This window comes from Halomonas sp. hl-4 (assembly GCF_900215475.1).
Lineage (GTDB): Bacteria > Pseudomonadota > Gammaproteobacteria > Pseudomonadales > Halomonadaceae > Vreelandella.
In genome coordinates this window covers 1,327,339-1,354,319 of record NZ_LT907845.1, presented here as the reverse complement: position 1 = coordinate 1,354,319, position 26,981 = coordinate 1,327,339, and the positions used below count along the sequence as shown (strand labels likewise).

29 protein-coding genes are annotated in these 26,981 nt (G+C 49.4%); 24 read left to right on the top strand and 5 right to left on the bottom strand.

Going from position 1 to position 26,981, the window contains the following annotated elements; translation table 11 throughout:
- Positions 1-8 precede the first annotated feature (8 nt).
- Positions 9-683, bottom strand: a complete 675-nt coding sequence (locus CPH17_RS06550; protein ID WP_074397015.1) for a transglutaminase-like cysteine peptidase — start codon at positions 681-683, stop codon at positions 9-11.
- Positions 684-1,355: an arylesterase gene (locus CPH17_RS06545; RefSeq protein ID WP_096298700.1), complete on the bottom strand. Its 672-nt coding sequence runs from the start codon at positions 1,353-1,355 to the stop codon at positions 684-686. It abuts the gene before it with no gap.
- Here CPH17_RS06545 and CPH17_RS06540 point away from each other — a divergent pair.
- From CPH17_RS06540 to nadS, 5 genes are all read left to right on the top strand, one after another.
- Entirely contained in the window at positions 1,354-2,139 is a 786-nt protein-coding gene (locus CPH17_RS06540) for an ABC transporter ATP-binding protein (RefSeq protein WP_096298698.1), read from the top strand. The two genes, CPH17_RS06545 and CPH17_RS06540, sit on opposite strands and share 2 nt — an antisense overlap.
- Complete coding sequence (locus CPH17_RS06535) at positions 2,136-4,706, top strand: ABC transporter permease (RefSeq protein ID WP_096298695.1); 2,571 nt, start codon at positions 2,136-2,138, stop codon at positions 4,704-4,706. The genes CPH17_RS06540 and CPH17_RS06535 overlap by 4 nt, the downstream gene beginning before the upstream one ends.
- Positions 4,707-4,952: 246 nt before the next feature.
- Entirely contained in the window at positions 4,953-6,218 is a 1,266-nt protein-coding gene (gene glyA, locus CPH17_RS06530; RefSeq protein ID WP_096298693.1) for a serine hydroxymethyltransferase, read from the top strand.
- A 238-nt stretch (positions 6,219-6,456) separates the two neighbouring features.
- Positions 6,457-6,792, top strand: a complete 336-nt coding sequence (locus CPH17_RS06525; protein WP_074397010.1) for a type II toxin-antitoxin system RelE/ParE family toxin — start codon at positions 6,457-6,459, stop codon at positions 6,790-6,792.
- Positions 6,792-7,076: a NadS family protein gene (gene nadS, locus CPH17_RS06520; RefSeq protein ID WP_074397009.1), complete on the top strand. Its 285-nt coding sequence runs from the start codon at positions 6,792-6,794 to the stop codon at positions 7,074-7,076. Before CPH17_RS06525 ends, nadS begins: the two co-directional genes overlap by 1 nt.
- 92 nt (positions 7,077-7,168) lie before the next feature.
- Here the strand turns inward: nadS and CPH17_RS06515 are convergent, their stop codons facing one another.
- A complete protein-coding gene (locus CPH17_RS06515; protein WP_074397008.1) occupies positions 7,169-7,627 on the bottom strand; it encodes an REP-associated tyrosine transposase in 459 nt (152 codons plus the stop codon).
- Between the two features lie 154 nt (positions 7,628-7,781).
- Here CPH17_RS06515 and CPH17_RS06510 point away from each other — a divergent pair, with 154 nt between their 5' ends.
- Positions 7,782-8,036 carry a DUF4258 domain-containing protein gene (locus tag CPH17_RS06510; RefSeq protein ID WP_082934255.1) on the top strand — a complete coding sequence of 85 codons (255 nt, stop codon included), beginning with the start codon at positions 7,782-7,784 and terminating at the stop codon, positions 8,034-8,036.
- Positions 8,037-8,038: 2 nt separating this feature from the next.
- Positions 8,039-8,230 (top strand): DUF2283 domain-containing protein, encoded by a 192-nt coding sequence (locus CPH17_RS06505; protein ID WP_074397007.1) that lies wholly within the window; start codon positions 8,039-8,041, stop codon positions 8,228-8,230.
- Between the two features lie 317 nt (positions 8,231-8,547).
- Here the strand turns inward: CPH17_RS06505 and CPH17_RS06500 are convergent, their stop codons facing one another.
- Positions 8,548-9,006 carry an REP-associated tyrosine transposase gene (locus CPH17_RS06500; RefSeq protein ID WP_096298691.1) on the bottom strand — a complete coding sequence of 153 codons (459 nt, stop codon included), beginning with the start codon at positions 9,004-9,006 and terminating at the stop codon, positions 8,548-8,550.
- A gap of 291 nt (positions 9,007-9,297) precedes the next feature.
- Between CPH17_RS06500 and CPH17_RS06495 the strand changes: the two genes are divergently transcribed.
- Positions 9,298-9,552 (top strand): DUF4258 domain-containing protein, encoded by a 255-nt coding sequence (locus tag CPH17_RS06495; protein ID WP_082934255.1) that lies wholly within the window; start codon positions 9,298-9,300, stop codon positions 9,550-9,552.
- A 2-nt stretch (positions 9,553-9,554) separates the two neighbouring features.
- Positions 9,555-9,746, top strand: a complete 192-nt coding sequence (locus CPH17_RS06490) for a DUF2283 domain-containing protein (protein ID WP_074397007.1) — start codon at positions 9,555-9,557, stop codon at positions 9,744-9,746.
- A gap of 818 nt (positions 9,747-10,564) precedes the next feature.
- Here CPH17_RS06490 and rfaH read toward each other — a convergent pair.
- Positions 10,565-11,089 carry a transcription/translation regulatory transformer protein RfaH gene (gene rfaH / locus CPH17_RS06485; protein WP_074397006.1) on the bottom strand — a complete coding sequence of 175 codons (525 nt, stop codon included), beginning with the start codon at positions 11,087-11,089 and terminating at the stop codon, positions 10,565-10,567.
- A gap of 207 nt (positions 11,090-11,296) precedes the next feature.
- On the opposite strand from rfaH, the gene CPH17_RS06480 reads away from it, so the two are divergent.
- From CPH17_RS06480 to CPH17_RS20360, 15 genes are all read left to right on the top strand, one after another.
- On the top strand, positions 11,297-13,063 hold the full coding sequence (locus tag CPH17_RS06480) for an SLC13 family permease (protein WP_074397005.1): 1,767 nt from the start codon (positions 11,297-11,299) through the stop codon (positions 13,061-13,063).
- Between the two features lie 130 nt (positions 13,064-13,193).
- Positions 13,194-14,027: a 3'(2'),5'-bisphosphate nucleotidase CysQ gene (gene cysQ / locus CPH17_RS06475; RefSeq protein WP_096298689.1), complete on the top strand. Its 834-nt coding sequence runs from the start codon at positions 13,194-13,196 to the stop codon at positions 14,025-14,027.
- Between the two features lie 340 nt (positions 14,028-14,367).
- Entirely contained in the window at positions 14,368-15,678 is a 1,311-nt protein-coding gene (wbpA, locus tag CPH17_RS06470) for a UDP-N-acetyl-D-glucosamine 6-dehydrogenase (protein WP_074397003.1), read from the top strand.
- A 19-nt stretch (positions 15,679-15,697) separates the two neighbouring features.
- Positions 15,698-16,648 carry a Gfo/Idh/MocA family oxidoreductase gene (locus CPH17_RS06465; protein WP_074397002.1) on the top strand — a complete coding sequence of 317 codons (951 nt, stop codon included), beginning with the start codon at positions 15,698-15,700 and terminating at the stop codon, positions 16,646-16,648.
- A gap of 19 nt (positions 16,649-16,667) precedes the next feature.
- Positions 16,668-17,243, top strand: coding sequence for an acyltransferase (locus CPH17_RS06460; protein ID WP_074397001.1), 576 nt, complete (start codon positions 16,668-16,670; stop codon positions 17,241-17,243).
- Between the two features lie 47 nt (positions 17,244-17,290).
- Complete coding sequence (locus tag CPH17_RS06455; protein ID WP_096298687.1) at positions 17,291-18,385, top strand: DegT/DnrJ/EryC1/StrS family aminotransferase; 1,095 nt, start codon at positions 17,291-17,293, stop codon at positions 18,383-18,385.
- A gap of 38 nt (positions 18,386-18,423) precedes the next feature.
- Positions 18,424-20,871, top strand: coding sequence for a glycosyltransferase family 4 protein (locus CPH17_RS06450; protein WP_096298685.1), 2,448 nt, complete (start codon positions 18,424-18,426; stop codon positions 20,869-20,871).
- Position 20,872: 1 nt separating this feature from the next.
- Positions 20,873-21,937, top strand: a complete 1,065-nt coding sequence (locus CPH17_RS19890) for a hypothetical protein (protein ID WP_157742946.1) — start codon at positions 20,873-20,875, stop codon at positions 21,935-21,937.
- A gap of 8 nt (positions 21,938-21,945) precedes the next feature.
- Positions 21,946-23,331: a hypothetical protein gene (locus tag CPH17_RS06440; protein ID WP_157742945.1), complete on the top strand. Its 1,386-nt coding sequence runs from the start codon at positions 21,946-21,948 to the stop codon at positions 23,329-23,331.
- On the top strand, positions 23,328-24,398 hold the full coding sequence (wecB, locus tag CPH17_RS06435) for a non-hydrolyzing UDP-N-acetylglucosamine 2-epimerase (RefSeq protein ID WP_096298679.1): 1,071 nt from the start codon (positions 23,328-23,330) through the stop codon (positions 24,396-24,398). The genes CPH17_RS06440 and wecB overlap by 4 nt, the downstream gene beginning before the upstream one ends.
- A gap of 2 nt (positions 24,399-24,400) precedes the next feature.
- Positions 24,401-25,627, top strand: a complete 1,227-nt coding sequence (locus CPH17_RS06430) for a glycosyltransferase family 4 protein (protein ID WP_096298677.1) — start codon at positions 24,401-24,403, stop codon at positions 25,625-25,627.
- 61 nt (positions 25,628-25,688) lie between these two features.
- Positions 25,689-26,075: a hypothetical protein gene (locus CPH17_RS20115; protein WP_197703517.1), complete on the top strand. Its 387-nt coding sequence runs from the start codon at positions 25,689-25,691 to the stop codon at positions 26,073-26,075.
- Between the two features lie 87 nt (positions 26,076-26,162).
- Entirely contained in the window at positions 26,163-26,555 is a 393-nt protein-coding gene (locus CPH17_RS20110) for a sugar transferase (protein WP_197703516.1), read from the top strand.
- Positions 26,548-26,778 carry a sugar transferase gene (locus CPH17_RS20365; RefSeq protein ID WP_269457730.1) on the top strand — a complete coding sequence of 77 codons (231 nt, stop codon included), beginning with the start codon at positions 26,548-26,550 and terminating at the stop codon, positions 26,776-26,778. The genes CPH17_RS20110 and CPH17_RS20365 overlap by 8 nt, the downstream gene beginning before the upstream one ends.
- 44 nt (positions 26,779-26,822) lie before the next feature.
- A complete protein-coding gene (locus CPH17_RS20360; protein WP_269457729.1) occupies positions 26,823-26,957 on the top strand; it encodes a sugar transferase in 135 nt (44 codons plus the stop codon).
- Positions 26,958-26,981 lie beyond the last annotated feature (24 nt).

The window sequence follows — 26,981 nt, the reverse complement described above, 5'->3', positions numbered from 1 at the left end:
CTATCTCCTTATATAAATCCTTGATCGCGCATACGGTCCACCACGCTTTGCCAGCGTGAAAGCCGCGCTAAGGGGTCAGCCCGAGACTCCCGCGAGCCCCCGGCCCATAAACCACTACTGTTGAAACTGAATACAGGATCCAAGTCATCCCGTTCTGAAGCCGGCCGGATAGAAGGAATAATGTTATCCAGCAGTAAGGGCTCAGAGGCTGACGTTTGGTAATACCCCAGCACCATGTGGGCCTGGGTGCGCTGCGAACGGCCGATGCGCGCGCGGACATATATCATGCGCAATTTATTGCCGGGCACGCCCAGTTCTTTGAGCGTGATGTACTTGGCAATTGAGTAATCTTCGCAGTCGCCTTCTCGCTTGCCGAGCATCTCCAGTGGGGTAGCCCAGTAATCTTCCTGGCCCCAAATGTCGATGTCGTCACGCCACCGCACTTTGCGGTTGAAGAAGTCATTTACTTCTCTCAACTGGTCGCCCAGGCGGGCATCTCTCAGCCGTTCGATCATGGCAAGCCAGTCGTCAATCAGCGCTACGCCACTGTCGCCATGGGCCTGCCGCATCTTTTCCCGCACCCGCTCAGGGTTAAACGCCGACGCAGGCGAGGGCGCGCCAATGAACAGGCACAGCATACCGGCACCCAGCCCGGCGAGTAGTTGCCGCCGCGTGACTCTCATTTACTGGGCCACCATCTCTTCCAACGTTTCCCACACATTTTCCAAAATAATCGGCTGGGCCTCGGCGGTAGGGTGAATGCCATCGTTCTGCATCAAGGCATCATCGGTGGCCACACCTTCCAGCAAAAACGGCACTAACGCGACGTCGTACTCATCGGCGAGATTGTGATACACGGTGGTAAACGCCTCGCGATAGGCATCGCCGTAGTTAGGCGGGATATCGATGCCTAACAATAACACGTCCGCATCCGCCTCCTGGCTAGCCTCAATCATCGCCGCTAGATTGGCCTGCATTTGCTGTGGCGCAAGCCCGCGCAGCCCATCGTTGCCACCCAGCTCGAGCAGAATAATATCAGGTTCATGCTGTCCTAGCAGTTCATCAAAACGCTGCACACCACCCGAGGTGGTCTCCCCGCTGATGCTGGCATTGACGACGTTGGCATCCCCCTGCAAACGTTCTTCAAGCAGGGCTACCCAACTTTCATCGCGCTCAATGTTATAAGCCGCGCTTAGGCTATCGCCCATGACCAACACGGTAGACCCCGTGTCTGCGTCTCGGTTGACGGTCTCAGCGTTGACTGGCGATGCAGTAAAGGTGGCTATCAGCACCCCCAGCCACAGGGTTAGTATGCGGTAATGTTCTCGCCAAGCTACAAGGATGCCACGCTTCATGTCTTACTCCTCATTTGACTCACCTGAACCTACCGCCAACAAGGGCGGTCAGCGCGTGCTTCATGCAGAACGCTTAACCAAAAGTGTTACCAGCGGCGAGCGCACGTTAACTATCTTACACGACCTTTCGATGAGCGTGGCAGCGGGTGAGAGTGTGGCTATTTTGGGCAAAAGCGGGGCGGGTAAATCCACCTTGCTAGGCCTGCTGGCAGGGCTGGATACGCCCACCGACGGTGAGCTGAGCCTGTTTGGCCATCCGCTCAGCCGGTTAGATGAAGACGGCCGCGCCTCGCTGCGAGCGGGCCGCGTCGGCTTTGTGTTCCAAAACTTCCAGTTGTTGCCGACGCTGAGTGCGCTGGAAAACGTGCTACTGCCATTGGAGCTTTCGCCCCGCGCGGGCGAAACCGACACCGCCGCCCAGTGGCTTGGCCGCGTAGGGCTCGGCGAACGCCAGGGCCACCTGCCCAAACAGCTCTCCGGCGGCGAGCAACAGCGCGTAGCGATTGCCCGGGCGTTTGTCACCGACCCTGAACTGGTGTTCGCCGACGAGCCCACCGGCAACCTGGACCCAGACACCGGCGCGCAAATTATTGATCTGCTATTCACCCTCAACCACCAGGCAGGCACCACGCTGATCCTGGTCACCCACGACCATGCCCTGGCGCGCCGCTGCGACCGCTGCCTGCGGCTCATCGATGGCCATCTTGAGGCGTTCGACCCCCACACACTCGCAAGCGATACACTCGCCAACGACAACCGGGTAAACCAAGAGGGCCATGCATGAGCAACCTCAACGCTCGCTTGGCCCTGCGAAGTTTGAAGCGCGACTTACGCGCTGCCGATGTGCGCGCGCTGTTTGTAGCGCTGACGCTCGCCGTAGCGGCGTCGACCATGATCGCGTTTTTCCTCGACCGGCTGGACCGTGGCCTTGAGCGGCAAGCCAGCCAGATGCTCGGCGGCGACGTGGTGCTGGAACAGCGCGACCCGTTCAGCGATGAGCTACGCACTCAACTGGAAGATGCCGGTTTCACCCTGAGCGACCAGGTTGATCTTGTCTCGATGATCAGCCGCGACGACCGCTTCCAGCCCGCCAGCCTCAAGGCAGTCGATGACGTTTATCCGCACTACGGCAGCTCGCGGGTCGACCGAGGCGAAGGCAGCGAGCAAATCGCCTCTGGCCCGTCCCCCGGCGAGGCCTGGGCCGACCCGCGCTTGGCGCAGTTAATCGACATTGAGATAGGCGACAGTGTTCAGGTCGGCCAGACCGAGCTGACCATCAGCGGCATTATCGAACGCGAAGCCGACCAGTCCGGTGGATTCGGCAATTTTAATCCACGGCTGATGCTCAATACCGCCGACCTTGACGCCACCGGGCTGGTGCAAGAGGGCTCGCGGGTCGAATTTGAAATCCTCGCCGCCGGGCCGCCCCAGGCGATGGATGAGGTGCAGGGCCTGTTGAATGAACTGCGTCGCGACGGCGTGGAAGTCAGCGACGTACGCGTCGACCAGCCCCAACTGGGCAACGCTCTGGAGCGCGCTGAAAGCTATCTCGGCCTTGCCGGGCTGGCTGCGGTATTGCTGGCGGGCGTGGCCGTGGCCATGTCGACCCGGCGTTACGTTGAGCGCCACCTGGACACCGCCGCGCTGCTGCGCTGTTTTGGGGCCAGCCAACACCAACTGGTGGTGATTTTCTCCATCCAACTGCTCGGCTTGGCGCTAGTCGCCTCGTTGATCGGTGCCGTGTTGGGGCTCGCAGGCCAAGCGCTACTGCTGTGGCTGCTGGCCAGCTTCCTGCCCATGACCTTACCGCCCCCGGGCATTATGCCCCTGGGCCTGGGCGTGCTCACCGCGCTGGCGGTGTTGGTCGGCTTTGCCGGGCCCACGCTGTTACGCATCAAGCGCGTGAGCGCCCTCAAAGTACTGCGCCGCGAGCTGGACCCGCTACCGCCGTCTGCGTGGCTGGTGGTCAGCGTGGCAAGCCTAGTGTTCGGCGGCCTGCTATGGCTGTATTCCGGCAGCCTGCCGCTGGCATTGGCCCTGCTGGTTGGCGGGGCCGCCATGCTCGGCGTGTTGTGGGGCGTGAGCGCGCTGCTGCTGAGTGGTGTGTTGCGCGGCGTGCAGGCGCTGTCGGGCAAAGGCCCCTGGTCGCAAGCGTTGCGCCTGGGCGGCCGTCAGCTAGGGCGGCGTCGGCAGGCGGGCCTCGGCCAAATGATGGCGTTCTCGGTGACCTTCTTTGCCATGGCGATGATCGTCCTGGTGCGTGGCGACCTGCTCAGCACCTGGCAGGACCAACTGCCTGACGACACGCCCAACTATTTTGCCATCAATATTCAACCCGGTGAGCGCGACGCCTTTGAAGACGTGGTCAGCCCGCGTGCCGAAGCGCAAAGCGAGCTGTACCCCATGGTGCGCGGGCGGGTGGTCTCGATCAATGACCAGGACCCGCGTGAGGCGGTACGCCCTGACGCGCGGGGGGATAACTCCCTGCGCCGTGAGCTGAACCTGACCTGGCAGGCCGAGGTGCCAGAAGGCAACGAGATCGTCGCCGGTGAATGGTTTGCAAATAATGAAGAGGGCGCTGACCAACAGCAGGATTGGATGAATGAGGTAGACGCCACCGCCCAAGCCGCACCGGTGCCAATTTCTATGGAGGACGGCCTGGCCGAGCGGCTAGGGCTGACGCTTGGCGACCAGCTCACCTTTGCCGTGGGCAGCGACGAAATCACCACCGAGATCACCAGCTTGCGCAGCCTCAACTGGGACTCCTTCCGGCCCAACTTCTTCGTGATCTTCCCGCCGGAAGTGTTGGAGTCATTCGGCCATAGCTATATCACCGCGTTCTATCTACCAGAGGAAGAACAAAGCCTGGTCAATCAGCTGGTGCAAGACTTCCCCGGCGTTTCGCTGCTCAACGTGGAGGCGATTTTAGGCCAAGTACGCGATGTGCTCACCCAAGTCACCCGAGCGGTCGAGCTGGTATTGATACTCGTGCTGCTGGCCGGGGTGAGTGTGCTCTACGCCGCACTGACCGCCAGCCGGCCAGTGCGCGCCCACGAAAGCGGCCTGCTGCGCGTGTTCGGGGCAGGGCAGACGATGATCTCGCGGGTCCAAGGCGCCGAGTTTGCGCTGCTCGGCTTTGCCAGCGGGCTACTGGGCGCGGCCCTGGCTGAAATTGCCACCGCTGCGCTGTATCTCTACCTGCTGGATTTACCGCCACGCCCGCACCCCGAGCTATGGCTTGCGCTACCCATCGGCGGCGCGCTGCTCATCGGCGTCATCGGCCACAGCCTCTCCCGTAGCCTGCGCCGCCAAGCGCCTGCGGCAAGTTTGGGGTTACTAGGCGAGGCGTAGCTCCCAGCCCTTGTAAGAGCCCGACTTGTCGGGCGATAACCTTCGGGGGCTCGATCATTGCTGATCGCTCAATGAATTGGGCTCCTACAGGGCGATCAGGCCGGCTACAGGCAACCGAAAGCAACATCGCCACATGAGCGCGATTCATCTGCATCCTGACGCGGATGCGATGAAACTCGCGCTCGGCTGAGGTATCATAGCCGCCTACTCTTTCATGACCGACCCTTCGTACGAGGTTCCCCGCCGATGTTCAGCCGCGATATGACAATTGCCGGATTCGATGATGTGCTGTTTGACGCTATGCAGAAAGAAGTGGCGCGCCAGGAAGCCCACATTGAACTCATTGCCTCCGAAAACTACGCCAGCCCCCGCGTACTGGAAGCCCAAGGCAGCCAGCTGACCAACAAATACGCCGAAGGCTACCCAGGCAAGCGCTACTACGGCGGCTGCGAATTCGTCGACATCGCCGAAAACCTCGCCATCGATTACGCCAAAGAGCTGTTCGGCGCCACCTACGTCAACGTGCAGCCGCACTCTGGCTCACAGGCCAACAGCGCCGTCTTCCAGGCGCTGGTCAAGCCGGGCGACACCATCCTGGGCATGAGCCTGGATGCAGGCGGCCACCTGACCCACGGTGCCAAGCCCAACTTCTCTGGCAAGCACTACAACGCCATTCAGTACGGCCTCAACGAGCAAGGCCTGATTGACTACGATCAAGTCGCTCAGCTTGCGCGTGAACACAAGCCTAAAATGATCATTGCGGGCTTCTCGGCCTACTCGCAAATTGTCGATTGGGCCAAGTTCCGCGAGATCGCCGACGAAGTCGGTGCTTACTTGTTGGTCGATATGGCGCATGTTTCCGGCCTGGTGGCGGCGGGCGTTTACCCAAGCCCCTTGCCCCACGCCCACGTGGTTACCTCTACCACGCACAAAACTCTACGCGGCCCGCGTAGTGGCGTGATTCTCTCCGCCGAAAACGACGCGGATATCGAGAAAAAGCTTCAGTCTGCCGTCTTCCCCGGCGGCCAGGGCGGCCCGCTGATGCACGTCATCGCCGCCAAGGCGGTCTGCTTCAAAGAAGCTATGGCACCTGAGTTCAAGACCTACCAGCAGCAAGTGGTCAAGAACGCCCAGGCCATGGCCAAAGTGTTCATGGATCGCGGCTACGACATCGTCTCCGGCGGCACCGAAGACCACCTCTTCCTGCTATCGTTGATCAAGCAGGGCGTGACCGGTAAAGACGCCGACGCCGCCCTTGGCCGTGCGCACATCACCGTCAACAAAAACGCGGTGCCCAACGACCCGCAAAGCCCGTTCGTCACCTCCGGCCTGCGCATCGGCACACCCGCCGTGACCACACGCGGCTTCGGTGAAAAAGAGTGCAGCGACCTGGCAGGCTGGATCTGCGACATCCTCGATGTACTCGCCAGTGGCGAAGACACCAGCGCCATTGAAGCCGAGGTGCTGGATAAAGCCGCCGCGGTATGCAACAAGTTCCCCGTTTATAAGTAAGCCTCCACCTGATCGCGCAATGAATTGCGCTCCTACGAACCCCGGTGCACGCACCTAAACCCGTAGGAGCCCGACTTGTCGGGCGATCAGGCTATCTACGAGCAATAAACTACAGTGCCATCATCTGCCTTTATTAGGGCGATGACTCTGTTGGCAGATATTAATTATATCGACATTTCGATTTTGGCCGTGTACTTTGTACACCATAAGGCATACTAGTCAGAGGAAAGCCATAAAGGTGACTCACGCCATAGAGTTTATTGAAACGTCTACGTTCACTAGGCAAATCGTCACTATTGCCTCTGACGACGAGTTAAAGGAGCTTCAATTAGCGCTCATTGCGCAGCCGGACAAAGGTGACCTGATTCAAGGTACAGGGGGACTGCGCAAGGTTCGTATGGCATTGGGGCATAAGGGTAAACGAGGTGGTGCGCGAGTGATTTACTTTTTGGCTACCGCTGAGGTCATTTACCTGATACTGGCTTATCCCAAAAATGTAAAAGACACTTTGACGACTTCCGAAAAGGCCGCGCTCAAAACACTTACCCAGCAGTTAAAAGAGGAGGTTTCTTGATGAGTATTTTTGATGAACTCAACACATCGCTGCAAGAAGCTGTCGAGATCAAGAAGGGTAAGACTCAAGCCAGCCGAGTGACCCGCCACGAAGTGGCGGATGTCAGAGCAATTCGGGCGAAACTGCATGTATCCCAAGCTGAGTTCGCCGACGCAATGGGCACCAGTGTCGACACCATAAAAAGTTGGGAGACCAAGCGTCGCAACCCAACAGGGCTGGCAGCGAAGGTGCTCGCGACCATTCAAGAAAACCCCTCGTTCTTTAACGAGCTGGCTTCACACTGATTGCCCGTGCCTGCACTCAACCCCGTAGGAGCCCGACTTGTCGGGCGATCAGACTATCTATCAGCTAATTACCTTCGGCTCTTAATAAGCCCTCACACAAGCACCTGGTCTCCCGCATCCGGCGTTAACCAACGGGCATCCCAAAAACTGTAATCGCCAATCTGGTTAACCAGCCCGGCCCTTAACGGGTTAGCCACAATATAACGTGCGCTATCACGCACGCCTTCCTCCTCTCGTATCAACCGGTCGTGAAATCCTCGCTGCCAAACCGGGCTACCCGCCGCCAGCGAAACGTACGATTTATACAACTTAACCGCCTGCGAAAGGTCACCCTCTAACGCCATTAACCAATGCACATGGTCAGGCATCACCACAAACGCCCACGTCACCCCATGCCGCTGAACGCTTGGATGATAAAACGCACGGGACGCTGCGCACCCCATCGAAAAATCACGGAAAACAGACCGGCGATTATCCGTCACTATCGTCACCACATAATAATGCCCCGGTATACAACGCCGACCCAGGCGCAACGCATGACCACGCGGCATAACCCACCTCCATCCCTGGATTCCCACCTATAATTTACAACAAAACCCAATACACGCACCCAGCCCCTATAGGAGCGATCAGATTGTCTACAGGTATAATTCATGGCGGTACTTTCGTGCTAGCCTAAAGAAGTATTTTTGTGGGGGCTGTTGGATGCATTGCCAGCGATTCGACATGGATGTTCATGTAACTCGACATGCACGAGAGCGTATGGCGCAGCGCGCTATTAGTGAAGCACAATTGAGAGAGCTGCTCGAAACAGGGCATATTCGATATAAAGATGATAGCCGTCTCTGGATAGCCAAAATGTTCTCGTCGCGGAATGACAACTTGGTCTGCGCTGCCGTTGTGCTAGAAGGTAAGCTCATTGTTAAAACTGTTATGCACCATTTTCAGTGGGAGGGCTAAACATGCGAACCACCTATGATGAAGCGGATGATATTTTAGTTGTGCATCTCTCCGATAAGCCAATCGCAAAAGAAGTTTCGCAAGATTGGAATACGCACATTAGCTACGCAGAAGATGGCTCCATCATTGAAATTGTTATATTGGAAGCATCGAAGCAAGGAGCTTGGCCGTTGTTACGCAGTGACGCGGCATGACGAGTGCACCCAGCCCCTTGTAAGAGCCCGACTCGTCGGGCGATCAGACCATCTACAAGCGATAACCTTCGGCGCCTTGATCACGGCTGATCGCCCAATGAATTGCGCTCCTACGAACCCCCGGGCATGCACCCAGCCCCGTAGGAGCCCGACTTGTCGGGCGATCAGGCCATCTACAAGCGATAACCTTCGGCGCCTTGATCACTGCTGATCGCGCAATGAATTGTGCTCCTACGAACCCCCGGGCATACACCTAACCCCGTAGGAGCCCGACTTGTCGGGCGATCAGGCCGTCTACCAGCGACAATCTTCGATGGCTAAACAAGCACCTGGTCTCCCGCATCCGGCGTTAACCAACGGGCATCCCAAAAACTGTAATCGCCAATCTGATTAACCAGCCCAGCCCTTAACGGGTTGGCCACAATATAACGTGCGCTATCACGCACGCCTTCCTCCTCGCGTATTAACCGGTCGTGAAATCCTCGCTGCCAAACCGGGCTACCCGCCGCCAGCGAAACGTACGATTTATAAAGCTTAACCGCCTGCGAAAGATCACCCTCTAACGCCATTAACCAATGCACATGGTCAGGCATCACCACAAACGCCCACGTCACCCCATGCCGCTGAACGCTTGGATGATAAAACGCACGGGACGCCGCGCACCCCATCGAAAAATCACGGAAAACAGGCCGGCGATTCTCCGTCACTATCGTCACCACATAATAATGCCCCGGTATACAACGCCGACCCAAGCGCAACGCATGACCACGCGGCATAACCCACCCCCATCCCTGGATTCCCACCTATAATTTACAACAAAACCAAATTCATGCACCTAACCCCGTAGGAGCCCGACTTTTCGGGAGATCAGGCCATCTACAAGCGATCACCTTCGGCGCCTTGATCACTGCTGATCGCGCAATAAATTGCGCTCCTACGAAACCCCAATGCATGCACCCAGCCCCTTGTAGGAGCCCGACTTGTCGGGCGATCAGGCCATCTACAGGTATAATTCATGGCGGTACTTTCGTGCTAGCCTAAAGAAGTATTTTTGTGGGGGCTGTTGGATGCATTGCCAGCGATTCGACATGGATGTTCATGTAACTCGACATGCACGAGAGCGTATGGCGCAGCGCGCTATTAGTGAAGCACAATTGAGAGAGCTGCTCGAAACAGGGCATATTCGATATAAAGATGATAGCCGTCTCTGGATAGCCAAAATGTTCTCGTCGCGGAATGACAACTTGGTCTGCGCTGCCGTTGTGCTAGAAGGTAAGCTCATTGTTAAAACTGTTATGCACCATTTTCAGTGGGAGGGCTAAACATGCGAACCACCTATGATGAAGCGGATGATATTTTAGTTGTGCATCTCTCCGATAAGCCAATCGCAAAAGAAGTTTCGCAAGATTGGAATACGCACATTAGCTACGCAGAAGATGGCTCCATCATTGAAATTGTTATATTGGAAGCATCGAAGCAAGGAGCTTGGCCGTTGTTACGCAGTGACGCGGCATGACGAGTGCACCCAGCCCCCGTAGGAGCCCGACTTGTCGGGCGATCAGGCCATCTACAAGCGATAACCTTCGGCGCCTTGATCACTGCTGATCGCGCAATGAATTGCGCTCCTACGAACCCCAGTGCACGCACCCAACCCCGTAGGAGCCCGACTTGTCGGGCGATCAGGCTATCTACAAGCGTTCACCCTCGGCGCCTTGATCCCTGCTGATCGCGCAATGAATTGCGCTCCTACGAACCCCGGTGCCTGCACCCAACCCCCGTAGGAGCCCGACTTGTCGGGCGATCAGGCTGTCTACAAGCGTTCACCCTCGGCGCCTTGATTCCTGCTGATCGCCCAATGAATTGGGCTCCTACGAAGCCCCATGCGCATACGTGGGTGCCTGCACCCAACCCCCGTAGGAGCCCGGCTTGTCGGGCGATCAGGCTGTCTACAAGCGTTCACCCTCGGCGCCTTGATCCCTGCTGATCGCCCAATGAATTGGGCTCCTACGAAGCCCCATGCGCATACGTGGGTGCCTGCACCCACCCCCTGTAGGAGCCCGACTTGTCGGGCGATCAGGCCATCTACAAGCGATAGTCAGCGGTGGCTTGATCATTTCTGATCGCGCAATGAATTGCGCTCCTACGAACCCCGCTACACGCACCCAACCCCGTAAGAGCCCGACTTGTCGGGCGATAAGGCCATCTGCTAGGAATTACCTTCGGCGCCTTGATCACTGCTGATCGCGCAATGAATTGCGCTCCTACGAACCCCGGTGCACGCACCCAAACCCCGTAGGAGCCCGACTTGTCGGGCGATCAGACCATCTAACGGCATCACTGCTTCTGCAAATGCGCGATGGGTACTTCCACCTGCTGGGGGCGGTTTAATAACGTCAGCAGCAGCAGGGCGCGGTCTTGGCCTTTTAACTCGGTAAGCTGGGCAAGCTGACCTTTGAATGCCCCCTCGGTGACTTCCACGGCATCGCCTACACAGAAATACGCCTCCTGCGTGGCATCTTTATCCATCAGATGCTGGCACAGCGTATCCACAATGTGCTCAGGCACCACGGCGGGCTGGTCGCCAAACGTCACCAGCTTTAAAACCCCCCGCGTAGAACGAATCGGCCGCCAATTGCTCGCCACTTGGTCTAACTTAATAAAGAGGTAATGAGGGAAGAGCGGCTCGGTGACCCACACCAGTTTGCTGCGCCGCTTTCGCTGAACGCCCAGCACCGGGTGGAAGATATGATAGCCCTGATTTTCCAGCTGTTCGGCAGCGCGGAAAGACTCGCCCCCCTTACATTGGATAAGGTACCATTGGGCGCATTGCGCAGTAGGTTGGCTATCACTGAGGCTCATGTCGCTCCTTGCGTTCAAATGAGTTAACCCACGGGGTTAGTTAACTCGGGGCCAACGCGCATTGTAACAAAAACGCAGTGACCCAACGCAGTAATGGTCGGCGAAAAGCTAATTAGGATGAGGGCAAGGGAAAGCGCCCGGAACAATCCCCGGGCGGTAGCGTGCCTGGACGCTTTATAAGACAGTCTGGTTTAGAAACGGAGCATCATGGAAGTAGCGGCGATATTAACCCTCTTGGTGGTGGTTGCCACCTTAGCCGCCCTCGCGCTTACCCGAATTGCCCCAGATGCGATTTTGATGGCCGCCCTCGGATGCCTCGTCATCAGCGGTACGTTAACCCCCGCGCAAGCGCTACAAGGGTTCTCCAACCCAGGGGTGATCACCATTGCCACGCTCTACGTGGTAGCAGCAGGGCTAAAAGAAACCGGGGCGATTCAATGGCTGGCCCACCGATTGTTAGGCCAACCCTCAAAGCTTCGTCACGCACAGTTACGCGTATTGCTACCCGCTGCCGGGCTAAGCGCGTTTATGAACAACACCACCGTGGTGGCCATGTTCATCCCCGCCATTCAAGAGTGGGCGGCACGGCTAAAACTGCCACCGGGCAAGCTGTTGCTACCGCTCAGTTACGCGGCGATTATCGGCGGCACCTGCACCTTGATTGGCACCAGCACCAACCTGGTGGTGGATGGCCTGCTGCAAAGCGAGCGCGGCGTCAGCCTCTCGATGTTTTCACTGGCGTGGGTGGGCGTACCACTGGTGTTGGTAGGCGGCACTTTTCTGTATTTTTTCACCAATCGCCTACTGCCGGATCGCCAAGGCGTTTTAGAACAGCTTGAGCAGGCCCGCGAATACGTGGTTGACGTTGAGGTAGAAGCCAAAGGGCCGCTGGTGGGTAAAACCATCGCGGAGGCAGGCCTGCGCAGCTTGGCGAACGGCTACCTGGCGGATATTGAGCGCAACGGTGAATTGCTCAACAACGTACCGCAAGAGACCGTGCTGCAGCCGGGCGATGTCCTCATGTTTATTGGCGCGCCGGAATGCGCCCGAGAGCTACGCCGCATTCATGGCCTAAAACCCGCCAGTGGCGATATTCACAAGCTGGATATTGCCCACCACCGGCGCTGCCTGGTGGAAGCGGTCATCGGCCCGGATTTTGGCGGGCTTGGGCAAAGCGTTAAAGACTCGCGGTTTCGCTCCCGCTACCAAGCCGTGATTCTGTCCATCTCACGGCACGGCAAAAGCCTACCCGGCAAGCTCGGCACCGCAACGCTACAGGTTGGCGACACCCTGTTACTGGAAACCACTCACGACTTCGTCGACCAGTACCGTTATCGCAAAGACTTTCTGCTCGTGAGTAGCTTGAACGACTCCACGCCGCCGGATTTTCGCAAAGCCCCCATGGCCCTCTGCATACTAGGAGGCATGGTGGCGCTAAGCGCGACCGGGCTACTGTCGATTTTAGAAGCCGCGTTGCTGGCCGGGGGCGGCATGCTGGCAACCCGCTGCGTACCCATGAGCAAAGCGCGGCGCTATGTTGATCTTTCTGTATTAATCGTGATTGCCGCCTCGTTTGCTTTAGGCGCAGGCATGACCGAAACCGGCGCCGCCACCCAGGTGGCCCAATGGTTATTACTGACCGAAGCACTTGCCCCCTGGGCCGCGCTGGCGCTGGTCTACCTCATGACGGTGGTATTTACCGAGCTGATCACCAACAACGCCGCCGCCGTGCTGATGTTCCCGATTGCCGTCTCGGTGGCCGACCAGTTGGGCGTGAATTTTCTACCCTTTGCCATCGCCATTATGTTTGCCGCCTCGGCCAGCTTTATGACTCCGCTGGGCTACCAAACCAACCTGATGGTGCTCGGCCCCGGCGGCTATCGTTTCAGCGACTACCTACGCCTGGGCGCCCCGCTCAGCGCGATTGTCGCTATCACGGTGATTGCCCTGGTACCGCTGATATGGCCGTTCTAAGAAGGAAGACGCCGCTGCGCGGCTGAAGAGGTAAGAAGTCAGAAGTAAGAGGTAAGAGGTAAGAGGTAAGAGGTAAGAGGTAAGAGATACTTCCTTCTTCCTTCTTATTTCTTTTACCTAAGGATCTTCTGTGACTGCTTTTATCACGAATGAACGACGCGCCCGACTGATTGAGGGCGTACACGCCGCCGGGCGTGAGGTAATGGCGATTTATGAGCAGGATTTCTCGGTCGAGACCAAGGCCGACCACAGCCCGCTCACTGAGGCCGATATGGCCGCACACCATGCGCTGATCGCACTGCTAGAAGAGGTCACTCCTGGTGTGCCGGTGCTCTCTGAAGAGTCCGCCGAGATACCGTTTGCTACTCGCCAAACCTGGCAGCGCTATTGGCTGGTCGACCCGTTGGACGGCACTAAGGAGTTCGTTAGCAAGAATGGCGAATTTACCCTGAATGTAGCGCTTATCGAAAATGGCGTGCCGGTATTCGGCATCGTCTACGCGCCGGTGCTGCAAACCACCTGGGTAGGGCAGGTAGGCGGTGAGGTGTTCAAGATCGCCCAGGGCATCTACATCAATATTCAAGTGCGTGAACTGCCTGACCCCGAAACGGCCCCCTGGAAGGTGGTGGGTAGCCGCCGCCACGGCGCTGAAGTTTTTGAAGCCTTCTGCAGCGGCTTGCCTGCCCATGAGTGCGTCTCGATGGGCAGCTCCATCAAGCTGTGCCTGGTAGCCGAAGGCAACGCCGACCTTTATCCGAGGCTTGCTCCCACCTCTGAATGGGACACCGCCGCCGCCCAGGCCGTGGTCACCGCTGCCGGTGGCGAGGTGCTCAATGCTGAGATCCTAGAGCCGCTACGCTGCAACCAGCAGGAAAGCGTGCTCAACCCGTTCTTTATCGTCTGTGGCCAGCGTGATAGCCGGTGGGAAGAAGCCCTCCGGGCCGCCCTTTCAGGGCAAGCTTGAAGCTGGAAGAGCGCCGCTTCGCGGCTGGAAGCTAGAAGCTGAATGAAAGTCCAAAGGTGGTTGCAGGAGCCAGACTTATCGAGCGATCAGGCCAGCTACAATCGTTCACCTCTGGCGGTACAGAGCCCAGCGCTTGTTTACGTGGTGCCTGCCATTAAGAAAATGTATCATGCCGATCAATTTTCAATTGCCTTGTGTGTGAGTGATTACTGACCGCATAGCGGGACGCAACACGTGGCATATATCTACATTAGGGCATGGGAATGCGTCCGGAATATCCCTGGGCGGTAGCGTGCCTAAAAATCGCAAATTGCAAATCTTGAAATTAAAAGGAAGTTTCATGAGTCACAAAGAAAAACTGATTGAACTGTTTGGCGACAAGAAAGCAGTCATTGGAATTGTGGGCCTGGGCTATGTCGGGTTGCCACTAATGTTACGCTATAACGATATAGGCTTTAACGTTCTAGGCATCGATATAGATAAAGATAAAGTCGATGCATTAAATTCAGGTAAAAGTTATATAGAACATATAAACTCAGATAAAATTAAAAAAGCAACAACCTCAGGTTTTGAAGCCACAACGGATTTCGGCCGTGCTAGTGAGTGTGATGCTCTCATCCTCTGCGTACCTACACCTTTGAATAAGTACCGCGAGCCCGATATCAGCTTTGTGGTTGATACGACAGAAGCGCTCCAACCTTACTTCCGCGAAGGTCAGGTTATTTCGCTCGAGAGTACTACCTATCCAGGTACTACCGAAGAAGAACTGCTCCCACGTGTTCAGAACGCAACCCTCACCGTTGGGGAAAATATCTTCCTGGTCTATTCACCTGAGCGAGAAGACCCCGGCAATCCAGATTTTGAGACTCGTACAATACCCAAGGTGTTGGGTGGGCATACGCCTCATTGTCTTGAGGCCGGAATGGCGCTATACGAACAAGCCATTGACCAGGTTGTTCCTGTAAGCACCACTAAAGCGGCAGAAATGACCAAGCTGCTGGAAAATATTCATCGTGCAGTCAACATCGGCTTGGTCAACGAGATGAAAGTCGTAGCAGACCGAATGGGCATCGACTTATTCGAAGTCATTGACGCCGCGGCCACCAAGCCGTTCGGTTTTACCGCTTATTATCCGGGGCCGGGCCTAGGCGGTCACTGCATTCCCATTGATCCGTTTTACCTGACCTGGAAAGCGCGTGAATATGGCCTGCATACTCGCTTTATCGAGCTTTCAGGTGAGGTCAATCAGGCTATGCCGGAATACGTCGTCAATAAGCTGATGGATGGGCTTAACGACGCTGGCAAGCCACTGAAGAACAGCAAAGTGCTGGTGCTTGGCATTGCCTATAAAAAGAATGTGGATGACATGAGGGAATCACCTTCCGTCACTATTATGGAGCTTTTGCAGGCTAAAGGCGCACTGGTAGCTTACAGCGACCCCCACGTGGCCGTCTTCCCGAAAATGCGCGAGCACCACTTTGATCTCTCAAGTGTAGAGCTAACGGCGGAGTCACTTGCAGAGTACGATGCCGTCGTGCTGGCCACTGATCATACTGATTTTGACTACGACCTGATTAAGTCCAAAGCTCAACTGATTATCGATAGTCGCGGTAGATACCGTGAACCAGCTGCCAACGTCATCAAAGCCTGATCTGAAACGGAAGTTAACCATGAAGAACTTTGCTCTTATCGGCGCAGCGGGCTACATCGCCCCACGCCACATGAAAGCCATTAAAGAAACCGATAACCACCTGAGCATTGCGTACGACACCAATGACTCCGTGGGTATCATCGATAGTATTTCTCCGGCCAGTGAGTTCTTTACCGAATTCGAGCGCTTCCAGGAACACGCATGGCAGCTCAAGCGCAATCCTGAAACCGCGCTGAATTATGTGGCCGTTTGCTCCCCGAATTACCTTCACCATGCCCACATCGCAGCAGGCTTGCGTTTGGGTTGTGACGTGATTTGTGAAAAACCGCTGGTGCCGACACCGGAGCTGCTGGACGAACTGGCGCAGATTGAAAAGGAAACGGGCAAGCGGGTTTACAACATCCTGCAGTTGCGTCATCACCAAGCAATTCTGGACCTGAAAGACAAGGTAGCCAGCGAAAACCGCCAGGAAAAGTATGAGGTGGAGTTAACCTATATCACCTCTCGCGGTAAGTGGTACATGGAAAGCTGGAAAGGCGATCCGCGCAAGTCATTCGGTGTAGCCACCAATATCGGCGTTCACTTCTTCGATATGCTGCACTTTATCTTCGGTAAGTTGCAGAAGAACGTGCTTCACTATGCCAATGACTATAAGGCCGCTGGTTACCTGGAATACGAAAAAGCCCGGGTGCCCTGGTTCCTCTCAATTGATGCAAATGATTTACCCGACAGCGTAAAAGGCAAGCAGCCTACCTACCGTTCTATTACCTGTCAGGGTGATCAGATCGAGTTTTCCGGTGGCTTTACGGATCTGCATACCATCAGCTACCAGGAAATACTGGCAGGCCGCGGTTACGGGATAGAAGACGCCCGCCATTGTGTAGAAACCGTCAATGTCATCCGTAATGCCATGCCGGAGAAGCCAGAACCCAACGAGGGCCACCCGTTTTTAAATAAGCTCATAAAATAACAATGGAGCAGGATTCAAAATGGCTGTAAACATTCATCCTAGTGCTATTGTCGACGAAGGTGCCCAAATTGGTGAAGGCTCACGTGTATGGCACTTTGTGCACGTATGCGGCGGCGCCAAAATAGGCCAAAACGTCTCAATGGGACAAGGCGTGTTCGTGGGTAATAAAGTCACTATTGGTGACAACTGCAAAATCCAGAACAATGTCTCGGTATATGACAACGTCCACCTGGAAGAAGGCGTATTTTGTGGTCCCAGCATGGTGTTCACCAACGTCTACAACCCCCGCTCGCTGATTGAGCGGAAGGATGAGTACCTCGATACCATCGTCCGACGAGGGGCTAGCCTGGGAGCCAATTGTACAATCGTATGTGGCGTAACTATTGGCCGCTATGCCTTCATCGGCGCAGGGGCAGTCGTTAATAAAGACGTACCTGACTATGCTCTGGTGGTAGGCGTGCCAGCCAAGCAGATTGGCTGGATGAGTGAGTTTGGTGAGCAGTTGGATTTGCCTGTTAGAGGGGAGGGTGAAACGGTTTGCTCTCATACAGGTACCAAGTATCAGCTAAAAAGCGGGCAGCTCTCCAAAGCTTGAGTAGTAGATAGCCCTAGCAAAACACTTTATTCGAAGGTTAATCAGACATGCAGTTCATCGACCTGGCCGCCCAACAAGCCCGAATCAAAGACAAGATCGACGCTAGCATCCAGAAAGTGTTGGCACATGGTAAGTACATTCTGGGTCCGGAAGTAGACGAGCTTGAACAAAAACTTGCCGAATTTACCGGGTCAAAATACTGTATAACCGTTGCTAACGGTACTGATGCGCTTCAGATAGCTCAAATGGCGTTAGGCATTGGTCCTGGTGATGAGGTTATTACTCCAGGGTTTACCTATATAGCAACAGCTGAAACAGTCGCCTTGCTTGGGGCTAAACCTGTTTATGTTGATATTGACGAGAAAACATATAATTTAGACCCTGATAAGCTTGAAGAAGCTATTACACCTAAAACGAAAGCTATTATACCTGTATCCCTATACGGGCAGTGCGCTGATTTTGATAGAATTAATGCGATAGCAGAAAAGTACGGCATACCTGTTATTGAAGATGCAGCCCAAAGCTTTGGGGCATCTTATAAGGGTAAGAAGTCCTGTAATTTAAGCACTATTGCAACAACGAGTTTTTTTCCAAGCAAGCCCTTAGGTTGTTATGGTGATGGCGGAGCCATTTTCACCAATGACGATGAGCTTGCCAAGGTGATGCGACAGATTGCCCGGCATGGTCAAGATAAGCGTTATCACCATATTCGCATCGGTGTAAATAGTCGATTAGATACATTACAAGCATCAATTTTGTTGCCGAAATTAGAGATCTTGCCTGATGAAATAGCTGCGAGAAACAAAGCAGCTGATATGTATAATTCGAGATTAGCTAAAAGTGAACAAATTGGAACACCCTTTAAGCATGAGTATAATATAAGTGCATGGGCCCAATATACAATAAAAGTTGACGATAGAGATGGTTTGGCATCCTTTCTAAAAGAAAATAATATACCTACGGCAGTACACTATCCGATACCGCTTAATAAACAGCCAGTATTTGATGAGAAAGCTTGTTTAGAAATAGGTGATCGGGCGGCAAATAAAGTTCTTTCCTTGCCTTTTGGGCCTTATGTTAAAGCAGATGATATTGACTTTGTGACAGATAAAATTAGCAAATTTATAGAAACTAAGTTTTAAGTATTAGTTTTAAGCCAAAGTTTTCGAGGAAGTAGTTTATGGAATTTTTGTTTGACGAAAGCTATATTGATAATAGTAATCATAAGATTTGTATGTTTGTTGCGAATGGAATAGTTGGCGATTCACGAGTTATTAAAACAGCAGATACGCTAAAAAAGAAAGGTTTTGATTTATTTTTAATAGGCATTGGCCCCAAAAAGAAAGTAGAAGTTATAGAAGGATATACTTATCCTGTATACTTGTTACCACACCCGAAGCACGAGTTAATAGAGCAAGGTATAGAGTGGAAGCCAAAAGGAGTAGTTGATTATAGTGTATATACCGATATAGTTAGCCAGTCTGTTATAAAATTTATAGAAGATGAAAAAATCGACTTCTTACATACACATGATATGGTTGGTATATCAGTAGGCGGAAAAATTACTGATATGTTGCCAGATTATAAGTGGTCATGGATTCATGATATCCATGAGTATGTGTCTGGATTAACCGATTTAGATATAAGCACCCGTAATTTTTTTTATGAACAAGAAAAAAAATATATCAAAAGGCCCAATGCTTTAACCTGCGTTTCTGAAGCCTTGTCTAGTAAACTTAAGCATGACCTTGATCTCAATAAAAAACCCATTGTGATTCATAATTCTCCGCGGATATCTTCCTTTGACCCATTGTTTTATAAAGATGTAAGAAGTGACCTCTGTTTAAAACAGGATGAAAGGCTTGGGGTCTATTGTGGCAATGTAAAAGAGGTCAGAGGCGTTGATTTAATAATCGAAGCTTTGGATCAATTGAAAGGCTTACATGTTGCTATAATTACTAATTCTAATAATAGCTATGTAGAAAAAATTAAAAATAGAGTTCTTGAATTAGAAATTACCAACAGAGTGCATTTTTTACCTTACGTTAAATATGACAATCTCATATCATATTTACGCACTGCGGATTTTGGAATTCATCCGATAAGAAAATATCCAAATGCAGAAATAGCACTGCCTAACAAGCTGTTTGAGTATATAAGTGCTGGTGTGCCTGTTGTCGTTAGTAACAATGAGGCAATGGAAGCTTTTGTGGAAGAAAAACAATGTGGAGTTGTTTTTAAAGATGGTGACCCAAAGTCATTATGTGAAGCTATTAACCTATGTATATCGAATCACTCGCAACTATCTAATAAATTAAAAGCCATATCTGAGTCTTATTGTTGGGAAAAAGAAGAAATTAAAATAATCGATATTTATGAGCACTTCAAAAAAAACAAATTTAGCAATCATGATGTTAAATCAGTGCTTCAACTCCCCACTATATCTGCTGGACAACCTAACACGCTCTCAAGTGAGTTATCAAACTATAATCTTTTTAGCAAAAGCTTAGTAATCTCGGAGCATGATTATGGCTATGAGTATGATATAGTCGAATCTGAACAAAAATATGGCAAAGAAAGTGTTGATAATTTTTTAAAGGTGATAAAAAATTACGATGTATTGCATTATCACAGCCGTACTTTCTTTTATAATCAAGCGCTTAGTTACCCAAGTGCGATAGATTTATTTGTAGCAAGTTTAGAGAATAAAAGAGTGTTTTTTCACTATCGTGGCGGAGAAGCCCGGCGAAAAAATGTTTTTCAGTATAATGAGTTTAATTATATTCAAGAAAATCCGAACAACGTTTTCGGAAAATATAATGTATTGTCGCAGAAAAAATTCTATGAGGTTGTTAACGCCATCGCGGATAGAATTTTTGTTGTAGATCCAGAATTACAAACATACGCGCCACACTCCATAATTGTACCTAGAGTTATTAAAGACTTAAATGAAGATAGCTTGAGTTTGGCCGACATAAATCCGTCTGCTGCTCAAGCACATATTAAGATAGTCCACGCTCCTTCAAATAGAGCAATTAAAGGCACCGATTATATTGAGTCAGCTATTACAGCCTTGAAAAGCAAAGGGTATAGTATAGAATTCATTTTAGTTGAAAAGTTGAACAATAAAGAAGCAATTGAAATATATAAGAAGGCAGATATAATTGTAGATCAATTGAGGATTGGCTGGTTTGGGGTTTTAGCGGTAGAAGCGATGGCATTAGGAAAACCTGTAGTTTCTTATGTTAGAAGCGACTTACGTCATTATTTGCCTTTAGAAAAGCCTGTGATGGTTGCCGATCCAAAAAACATACAAACTGTACTTGAATATTTAATTAATAACCCATCTTATCGACAGAGCTTATCTGCCGAGGGAAGGAAATATTATCTTAACCACCATCATCCAAGAAAAGTCTTGCCGTCGCTTATATATGCATACAAACATATAAAAACTAATAGAGATTATGTGAAGATATTTAGTTATTTAAATAGTGGGAAAGTAAAGTACAAACAAAATGAAAGGAATAATTGGACGGTAAAAAAATCAGTCAATAAAGTTATAGCTAGTATCCAACGGGATGGCTTGAAGGCTACGACCTTAAAAATTTTAGAAAAGATAAGAAAATAAAATGCTAACATTAATAAAGTCGCTAGGTTTAAATTATATCCCAGCATTTAAAGTTTCGTTTTTCTTAGGCCTAACAAATTCAGCAACTAGCATATTGAATGCCTTTTCTTTTGTTTGTGTAGTTTCATTCATTAATGGTGGTAATGGATTTTTAGAGCGCTGGTTTGACATAAATCCTAATGTATATCTTTTCTTATCAGTACTCTTCCTTATCTGGTCATCTATGATGTATTCATTGATAAAAAATACAAATTATAATCTTAAAAGAACTATAAATTTGTGTTATCGAAATGCTAGAGTTAAAAAAGAGATAAACTCTATTGTAAATAGTTATAAGCAGCACAGTTTTTTAGCTGTTAGGACCTTCTTCCTGCTTTTTATACCACCAAGCGTTGTGGTTTGTATTTCAGTTATGCTGATGTCTTTTTTTTCTTTGCTTTTGGCAGGTGTGGCATTATTAAGCGTCGTGATATCTGTTTCAATACTAGCTTTCTTATTAAGCTATTTTAATAAAGCCGTGTCTGAAGAAGTGGTGCCTTTTAAGCTAGGCTTGCTTATAAGTGGTCTAGCTTCAGCTACGTTAATAATGCCTGCAGTTTCCCTTGCATACCAAGTTAACCACGATATTTATGACCCAGCACTCATAGTACTTTTAGTATTTTTACTCAGGTATGTGTTTTCTTTTACGCGCTTAGTTATGTTTGCATATTATAGAATCGGTTACAATTTGGAAAGTGAGAAAACTTTTGAGGGTAATGGTCGAAGATACATACCGTTAATAATGAACGCAAAGCATGCTGTAATAAGTCCAGCCGACTTTTCGAGCCTTATAAAAGACGTAAAAAATACGCTTTCCAATGACAGTTCTAGCGCCAAGATAACTAGTGTTGTAATAGGTGAGAAAAAGCATTTTTGCTTAACATGCCATAAAAGAGTTGTTATCAAGGATGTGATGCTAAACAATTATAAAAAGGCTGAGCTTTTAGAGTTTTTAACTAAGACAAAAAAGAGCTTTTTGATTGTTAGTGCCAATTCTGAGTTCCAAAGAAAATTGGGGTTGAAATGAGAAAAAAAGTGGCAGTTTTAAGCTTTAACTCGGTAGTAAACGATGGAAGGATACTTAAAAGTGCGGATTCAGTTTCGGAACCTGGCTTCGAGGTCAAAATATTTGGATTCGAAGATAATCATACTAGAAATGGCTATTGTAAAAAACGTGAATCAGGGGTTACGCTAGATCTAATACCTAAGCAATTTACAGTAGGTGTTTTAGCTTTTCTGTACAATGATGTCTCATCATATCTTAGGAAAAATTTCAAAATAATTTCCCTTTTTACTTTATTCTTGTTTGCTGCCGTACTTTTATTTTCAGCTTTTTATTTGCCCATTTTTGTTGTCTTTACTGGCCTCTTGGTTTTACCTCTGTTTTTTTTATTCTCTTATTTTTACAGAAATAAGCTCTATTTTTATTATTTGAAAGTAATTAATTTTTTAATCAAAATCACAAGAAAAAAAGTTTACGATGAGCACCGAACTAAAGCTATGTATGATAAAGTAGTAAAGTTTGAACCAGATATTATCCATGCGCATGACTTAAGAACAATGGATGCAGCTATAAAGCTTAAAAATAAGCTTGGTTGTTTGTTGATTTGGGATGCGCATGAAATATATGAAGAAACAGCGCAAATTAAAGCTGACAATAAGGAGAATATATCAAAGAAAATTTCTTCATTCCAAGCGCTAGTTGACCACTTTATAACAATCAATGAAAGTATTGCCAAATTTTATGCTGACAAATATCCAAACCTTCCTAAAGCATTGATAATTAAAAATGCGACTTTAAAAAATATACCAATTGAGTACGATTACAGATTGCATAAAAAAGCTATGCTCCCAGAAAATCAAAAAATAATTTTATATCAAGGTGGTTTTGCAAGGAAAAGAGGTATCGAAAGCATAGTAAAGTCTTCCGAGTTTTATTCGGATGACACTACCCTTGTTTTAATGGGGTGGGGAGGCATACATAATGAGTTAAGCTCAATGGCTGATAAGATTAACTCGCAAAGGAATTGCTTTTACCCAAAGTGTGTAATTATACCTCCAGCACCTCAAAGTGAACTCGCACATTGGACTATGGGTGCTTTCTTGGGCTTAATTCCTTATGAGAATCATGGGCTAAATCATTTATATTGTACCCCAAATAAACTGTGGGAGTACCCCAATGCTGGTGTTCCTCTTCTATGCACACCAATGGTTGAAATGAAAAAGATAGTAGATGAATGGCAGATAGGTTGGTTGTTGGATTCGTCTCTACAGGCTAGTCATATAGCCAAAATTATAAATTCTATAGATCAAGTCTCTAGAGATAGAAAAAGTATAAATTGCAAAATATTTATTGATAACGACAATTGGGAAATCTACTCGCAAAAATTAAAATCTCTCTATAAAGGATTTTTTAAATGAATATTTTTTCAATTGTAGGTGCCCGTCCTCAATTTATTAAAGCAGCAGCAGTTTCTAAAGAAATTAATAAAAGTGAGTTATTGAAAGAAACAGTGCTTCACACTGGCCAGCATTTCGACAGTAATATGTCGGATATATTTTTTGATGAATTAAAAATTCCCAGGCCCGATTTTCAACTCAATATACATGGAGGAAGTCATGGTGAAATGACTGGTAAAATGCTTATTGAGATAGAAAAAGCAATAATGGAGTCTAAACCTGACTATGTACTGGTGTATGGTGATACTAACTCTACGCTAGCAGGTGCACTTGCTGCATCTAAACTGCATATTCCTATTGCACATGTTGAAGCGGGTTTGAGAAGCTTTAACATGAAAATGCCAGAGGAAATTAACCGTATTTTAACTGATCAAGTGAGTTCTATTCTATTTTGTCCCACGGACACAGCCGTTGATAACCTTATAAGTGAGGGGTTTGCTTCAAAAAAAAATGTTTTCGTAGATAACGTTGGTGATGTGATGGAAGATGCCGCACAGCTTTTTTCACCGATGTCTAGAGTGCCTTTAACGTTTAAACTTGATTCGGATGACTTTATTTTAGCAACGCTTCATAGAGCTGAGAACACTGATGACCCTATAAGGTTGTCTGAAATCATTTTAGCACTTAATGATATTCATTATTCTTTATTACCTGTTGTTGTACCACTTCATCCGAGAACACGTCAGATCATCGAGAAGCAAGGTATCTCAATCGATTTTTCTGTAATTGATCCAGTCGGTTACTTAGAAATGGTCTGGCTTATTAAAAACTCTAGCTGTGTCATTACTGATAGTGGCGGTTTACAGAAAGAAGCATACTTTTTTCATAAGCCCTGTATTACAATGCGAGATGAAACAGAGTGGACTGAATTAGTTGAAGCTGGAGTCAATATTTTAGCTGGTGCTAATAAGGAAAGAATAACCAGTTTGGCATCAGAAGTCTTAAAATTTGAGTTTGATTATTCTAAGAATTTGTATGGAAATGGCCTCGCTTCAAGCAACATTGTCAAAGCGCTTGAATCCCGCTAAAGATGAAAATACTGATTATTTCTCAAGATGCGGGTTCTCCTGACTACGGTATGGTTTATAGAAATTATAATCTTGCCAGAGAATTTGTTGAAATGGGGCATTCTGTTACAGTTTTTGCTGCTTCTTTTGCTCAATCAAGATTTAAACAGCCTAGTGGAAAAAATGAAAATATTGATGGTATAGACTATTATTGGTTTCCCACAATTAAGCACAAAAAAGGGAATAATACTCTTCGTGTGCTGAACATGTTTTTTTTTAACATTGGCGTTTTTTTCGCGAAGAAAAATAATTGGGACGTGATTGTAGCATCATCACCAAATCCTTTATGTATTTTTCCGGCATTCTTCTTGTCGAAATTAAAAAAATCATATTTGATATTTGATATTCGTGATTTATGGCCACTTACTCTCTTTAGCTTAATGAGCGTGTCCAAGAAAAATCCGCTAATTTACTTGATGCAAGTAGCAGAAGATTTTGCCTGTCGTAGCTCTGACCTTATTCTTTCTGTTCCATCGCGGGCTAAAGAATATTTGAAAACAAGAGGAATGGATGAGCATAAGTTCATACATATTCCAAACGGTATTCAATTTGATGATCTCGACTGCATAGAGAAATTGCCAAGTGCTCATATAGACGTAATTGATTATGTAGATCAAAAGTCTTGTTTGAAAATAGGTTATTGTGGCTCTCTCGGTAAAGCGACTAATATAGATATATTGCTTGAGGCTTTAAGCTACAATGAGTGTCATAATGTTCATCTTTTTATTTTAGGAGATGGACCAGAGAAAGATAATTTATTGTTAAAAAGTAGTGAGCTGGGTCTGTTCAGTAAAGTGACTTTTCTTTCTCCAGTCAATAGATATCAGGTCAGAGACTTTTTGAGTAAAATGGACGCCGCCTATATTGGCTTAAAAGATTCGGATGTGTTTAAGTGGGGGATTAGTCCCACGAAAATCAATGATTATTTTTTGGCTGGTTGTCCAGTGATTTATTCAGTGAATGATGGTGGATCGCCTTTTGATCATGAAGGTTGTATTGTACGTTGTTCTCCAGATTCCATAGTTGAGATTATAAATGCGTTATGCTTTCTAAGGGATATTTCTCATGAAGAAAGGCGTTTGATGGGACAAAACGGCTTAAATTGGCTGTTTGATAATATGGATGTGTCTTTACATGCTAAAAAAATAATCGAAGAAGTTCAAAAGCTCCGTGAAAAAAAATTGTCATGAACGTGCAGCGGATTCATTTTCAATGCATTTACACTATTTACATTAAGATATTTCTAACAGTATGAACTACGAATATCAACGACGCCATTCGCGCTGGTATGAGCTGTTACTGTTCAGTTTGACGTTTCATCTGGTAGTAGGCATGTCCTTGGCCCTGCTCATACCCGGGCTTGAGCGCTGGGGCTGGGGATTTTGGGATTACCTGCCGGATGTTCGGCGTAACACATTAGTTGCGATCGGTATTGCGTTTACTGCCACAGCGTTGACGCTAAGGCGTATGGGGTGCTTCCCGAGGGCACAGCTTGGGGCCAATATAATGCCCACGGTTTCGATCACTTTCTTGTTGGTGGTGGCTATTCTGTTTTTTACCCGAGAGGGATATACCCGCCAAGTAATGTTTAGCGGCTACCTGGTCAGCTTGCTGTGGTTTTACGTAGGCTATTTTTGAGGTCGTCGCTTCCATAATTTGAAGTTTGCAGTTGTGCCATTTGGTGACACACATCGTTTAAGGGGCAACTCGAAAGTGGATCTTCGCTTGCTCGATGATCCTAGCCTTAATGGTCTGAGGGTAGACGGCGTCATGGCTGACCTGCGCGCCCAGGAGCTACCTCCGGAATGGCAAAAATTCTTGGCCACCTGCACGCTTTGCCATATTCCTGTTTATCATTCCAGGCAGATAACAGAGTCGATCTCGGGTCGCGTTCAGATCGACCGCCTCTCAGAGAATGAGTTTGGCAGCCTGTTGCCGCCATTGTTTTACGTGGGTTTCAAACGGGTGATGGATTTTCTGTGTGCGGTGGTCCTGTTGCCTTTTTTGCTGCCGGTGCTACTGTTTTTCGCTTTGTTAATCAAGCGCGATAGCCTTGGTCCTGTGTTTTTTTATGCAGCCACGTGTGGGCTACCGTGGACGCTCGTTCAATATGTTTAAGTTTCGTAGCATGTACCATGATATGAGTGGGGAAGACTTCACGGGGGATGACCCACGCATCACGCCGCTTGGTCGTAAGTTAAGGCGCTACCGGCTGGATGAATTGCCTCAGATTTTTAATATTCTGCGTGGTGAGATGAGCTTTATTGGCCCGAGGCCCGAGGCGGTTTCGCTTTCTGAGTGGTACGAGCAGGATGTACCATTTTCCGCTATCGACACGTAGTCCGTCTGGGGATAAGTGGCTGGGCCCAGGTGGAGCAGGGCTACTTGGCTGAAGTGGATGGTATGACGCGCAAGCTGCAATATGATTTCTACTATATCAAGCATTTTTCACTGTGGCTGGATGTGTTGATCATTCTGAAAACAGTGCGGATTATTTTTACCGGCTTTGGGGCACGTTAGTACTATTAAATTAGCTTTTTGAAG

What these genes read in the sequence shown, in the direction of transcription:
- CPH17_RS06465 (WP_074397002.1), top strand. Translation starts at nt 15,698, where the DNA reads ATGAAGAACTTTGCTCTTATCGGCGCAGCGGGCTACATCGCCCCACGC.
- CPH17_RS06515 (WP_074397008.1), bottom strand. Translation starts at nt 7,627, where the DNA reads ATGCCGCGTGGTCATGCGTTGCGCCTGGGTCGGCGTTGTATACCGGGG.
- CPH17_RS06540 (WP_096298698.1), top strand. Translation starts at nt 1,354, where the DNA reads ATGTCTTACTCCTCATTTGACTCACCTGAACCTACCGCCAACAAGGGC.
- CPH17_RS06430 (WP_096298677.1), top strand. Translation starts at nt 24,401, where the DNA reads ATGAAAATACTGATTATTTCTCAAGATGCGGGTTCTCCTGACTACGGT.
- wbpA (WP_074397003.1), top strand. Translation starts at nt 14,368, where the DNA reads ATGAGTCACAAAGAAAAACTGATTGAACTGTTTGGCGACAAGAAAGCA.
- CPH17_RS06510 (WP_082934255.1), top strand. Translation starts at nt 7,782, where the DNA reads ATGCATTGCCAGCGATTCGACATGGATGTTCATGTAACTCGACATGCA.
- CPH17_RS06490 (WP_074397007.1), top strand. Translation starts at nt 9,555, where the DNA reads ATGCGAACCACCTATGATGAAGCGGATGATATTTTAGTTGTGCATCTC.
- CPH17_RS06535 (WP_096298695.1), top strand. Translation starts at nt 2,136, where the DNA reads ATGAGCAACCTCAACGCTCGCTTGGCCCTGCGAAGTTTGAAGCGCGAC.
- CPH17_RS06545 (WP_096298700.1), bottom strand. Translation starts at nt 1,355, where the DNA reads ATGAAGCGTGGCATCCTTGTAGCTTGGCGAGAACATTACCGCATACTA.
- CPH17_RS20115 (WP_197703517.1), top strand. Translation starts at nt 25,689, where the DNA reads ATGAACTACGAATATCAACGACGCCATTCGCGCTGGTATGAGCTGTTA.
- CPH17_RS06505 (WP_074397007.1), top strand. Translation starts at nt 8,039, where the DNA reads ATGCGAACCACCTATGATGAAGCGGATGATATTTTAGTTGTGCATCTC.
- CPH17_RS06450 (WP_096298685.1), top strand. Translation starts at nt 18,424, where the DNA reads ATGGAATTTTTGTTTGACGAAAGCTATATTGATAATAGTAATCATAAG.
- CPH17_RS06460 (WP_074397001.1), top strand. Translation starts at nt 16,668, where the DNA reads ATGGCTGTAAACATTCATCCTAGTGCTATTGTCGACGAAGGTGCCCAA.
- wecB (WP_096298679.1), top strand. Translation starts at nt 23,328, where the DNA reads ATGAATATTTTTTCAATTGTAGGTGCCCGTCCTCAATTTATTAAAGCA.
- CPH17_RS20365 (WP_269457730.1), top strand. Translation starts at nt 26,548, where the DNA reads ATGTTTAAGTTTCGTAGCATGTACCATGATATGAGTGGGGAAGACTTC.
- CPH17_RS06495 (WP_082934255.1), top strand. Translation starts at nt 9,298, where the DNA reads ATGCATTGCCAGCGATTCGACATGGATGTTCATGTAACTCGACATGCA.
- rfaH (WP_074397006.1), bottom strand. Translation starts at nt 11,089, where the DNA reads ATGAGCCTCAGTGATAGCCAACCTACTGCGCAATGCGCCCAATGGTAC.
- CPH17_RS06500 (WP_096298691.1), bottom strand. Translation starts at nt 9,006, where the DNA reads ATGCCGCGTGGTCATGCGTTGCGCTTGGGTCGGCGTTGTATACCGGGG.
- CPH17_RS06455 (WP_096298687.1), top strand. Translation starts at nt 17,291, where the DNA reads ATGCAGTTCATCGACCTGGCCGCCCAACAAGCCCGAATCAAAGACAAG.
- nadS (WP_074397009.1), top strand. Translation starts at nt 6,792, where the DNA reads ATGAGTATTTTTGATGAACTCAACACATCGCTGCAAGAAGCTGTCGAG.
- CPH17_RS06550 (WP_074397015.1), bottom strand. Translation starts at nt 683, where the DNA reads ATGAGAGTCACGCGGCGGCAACTACTCGCCGGGCTGGGTGCCGGTATG.
- CPH17_RS19890 (WP_157742946.1), top strand. Translation starts at nt 20,873, where the DNA reads ATGCTAACATTAATAAAGTCGCTAGGTTTAAATTATATCCCAGCATTT.
- CPH17_RS06480 (WP_074397005.1), top strand. Translation starts at nt 11,297, where the DNA reads ATGGAAGTAGCGGCGATATTAACCCTCTTGGTGGTGGTTGCCACCTTA.
- glyA (WP_096298693.1), top strand. Translation starts at nt 4,953, where the DNA reads ATGTTCAGCCGCGATATGACAATTGCCGGATTCGATGATGTGCTGTTT.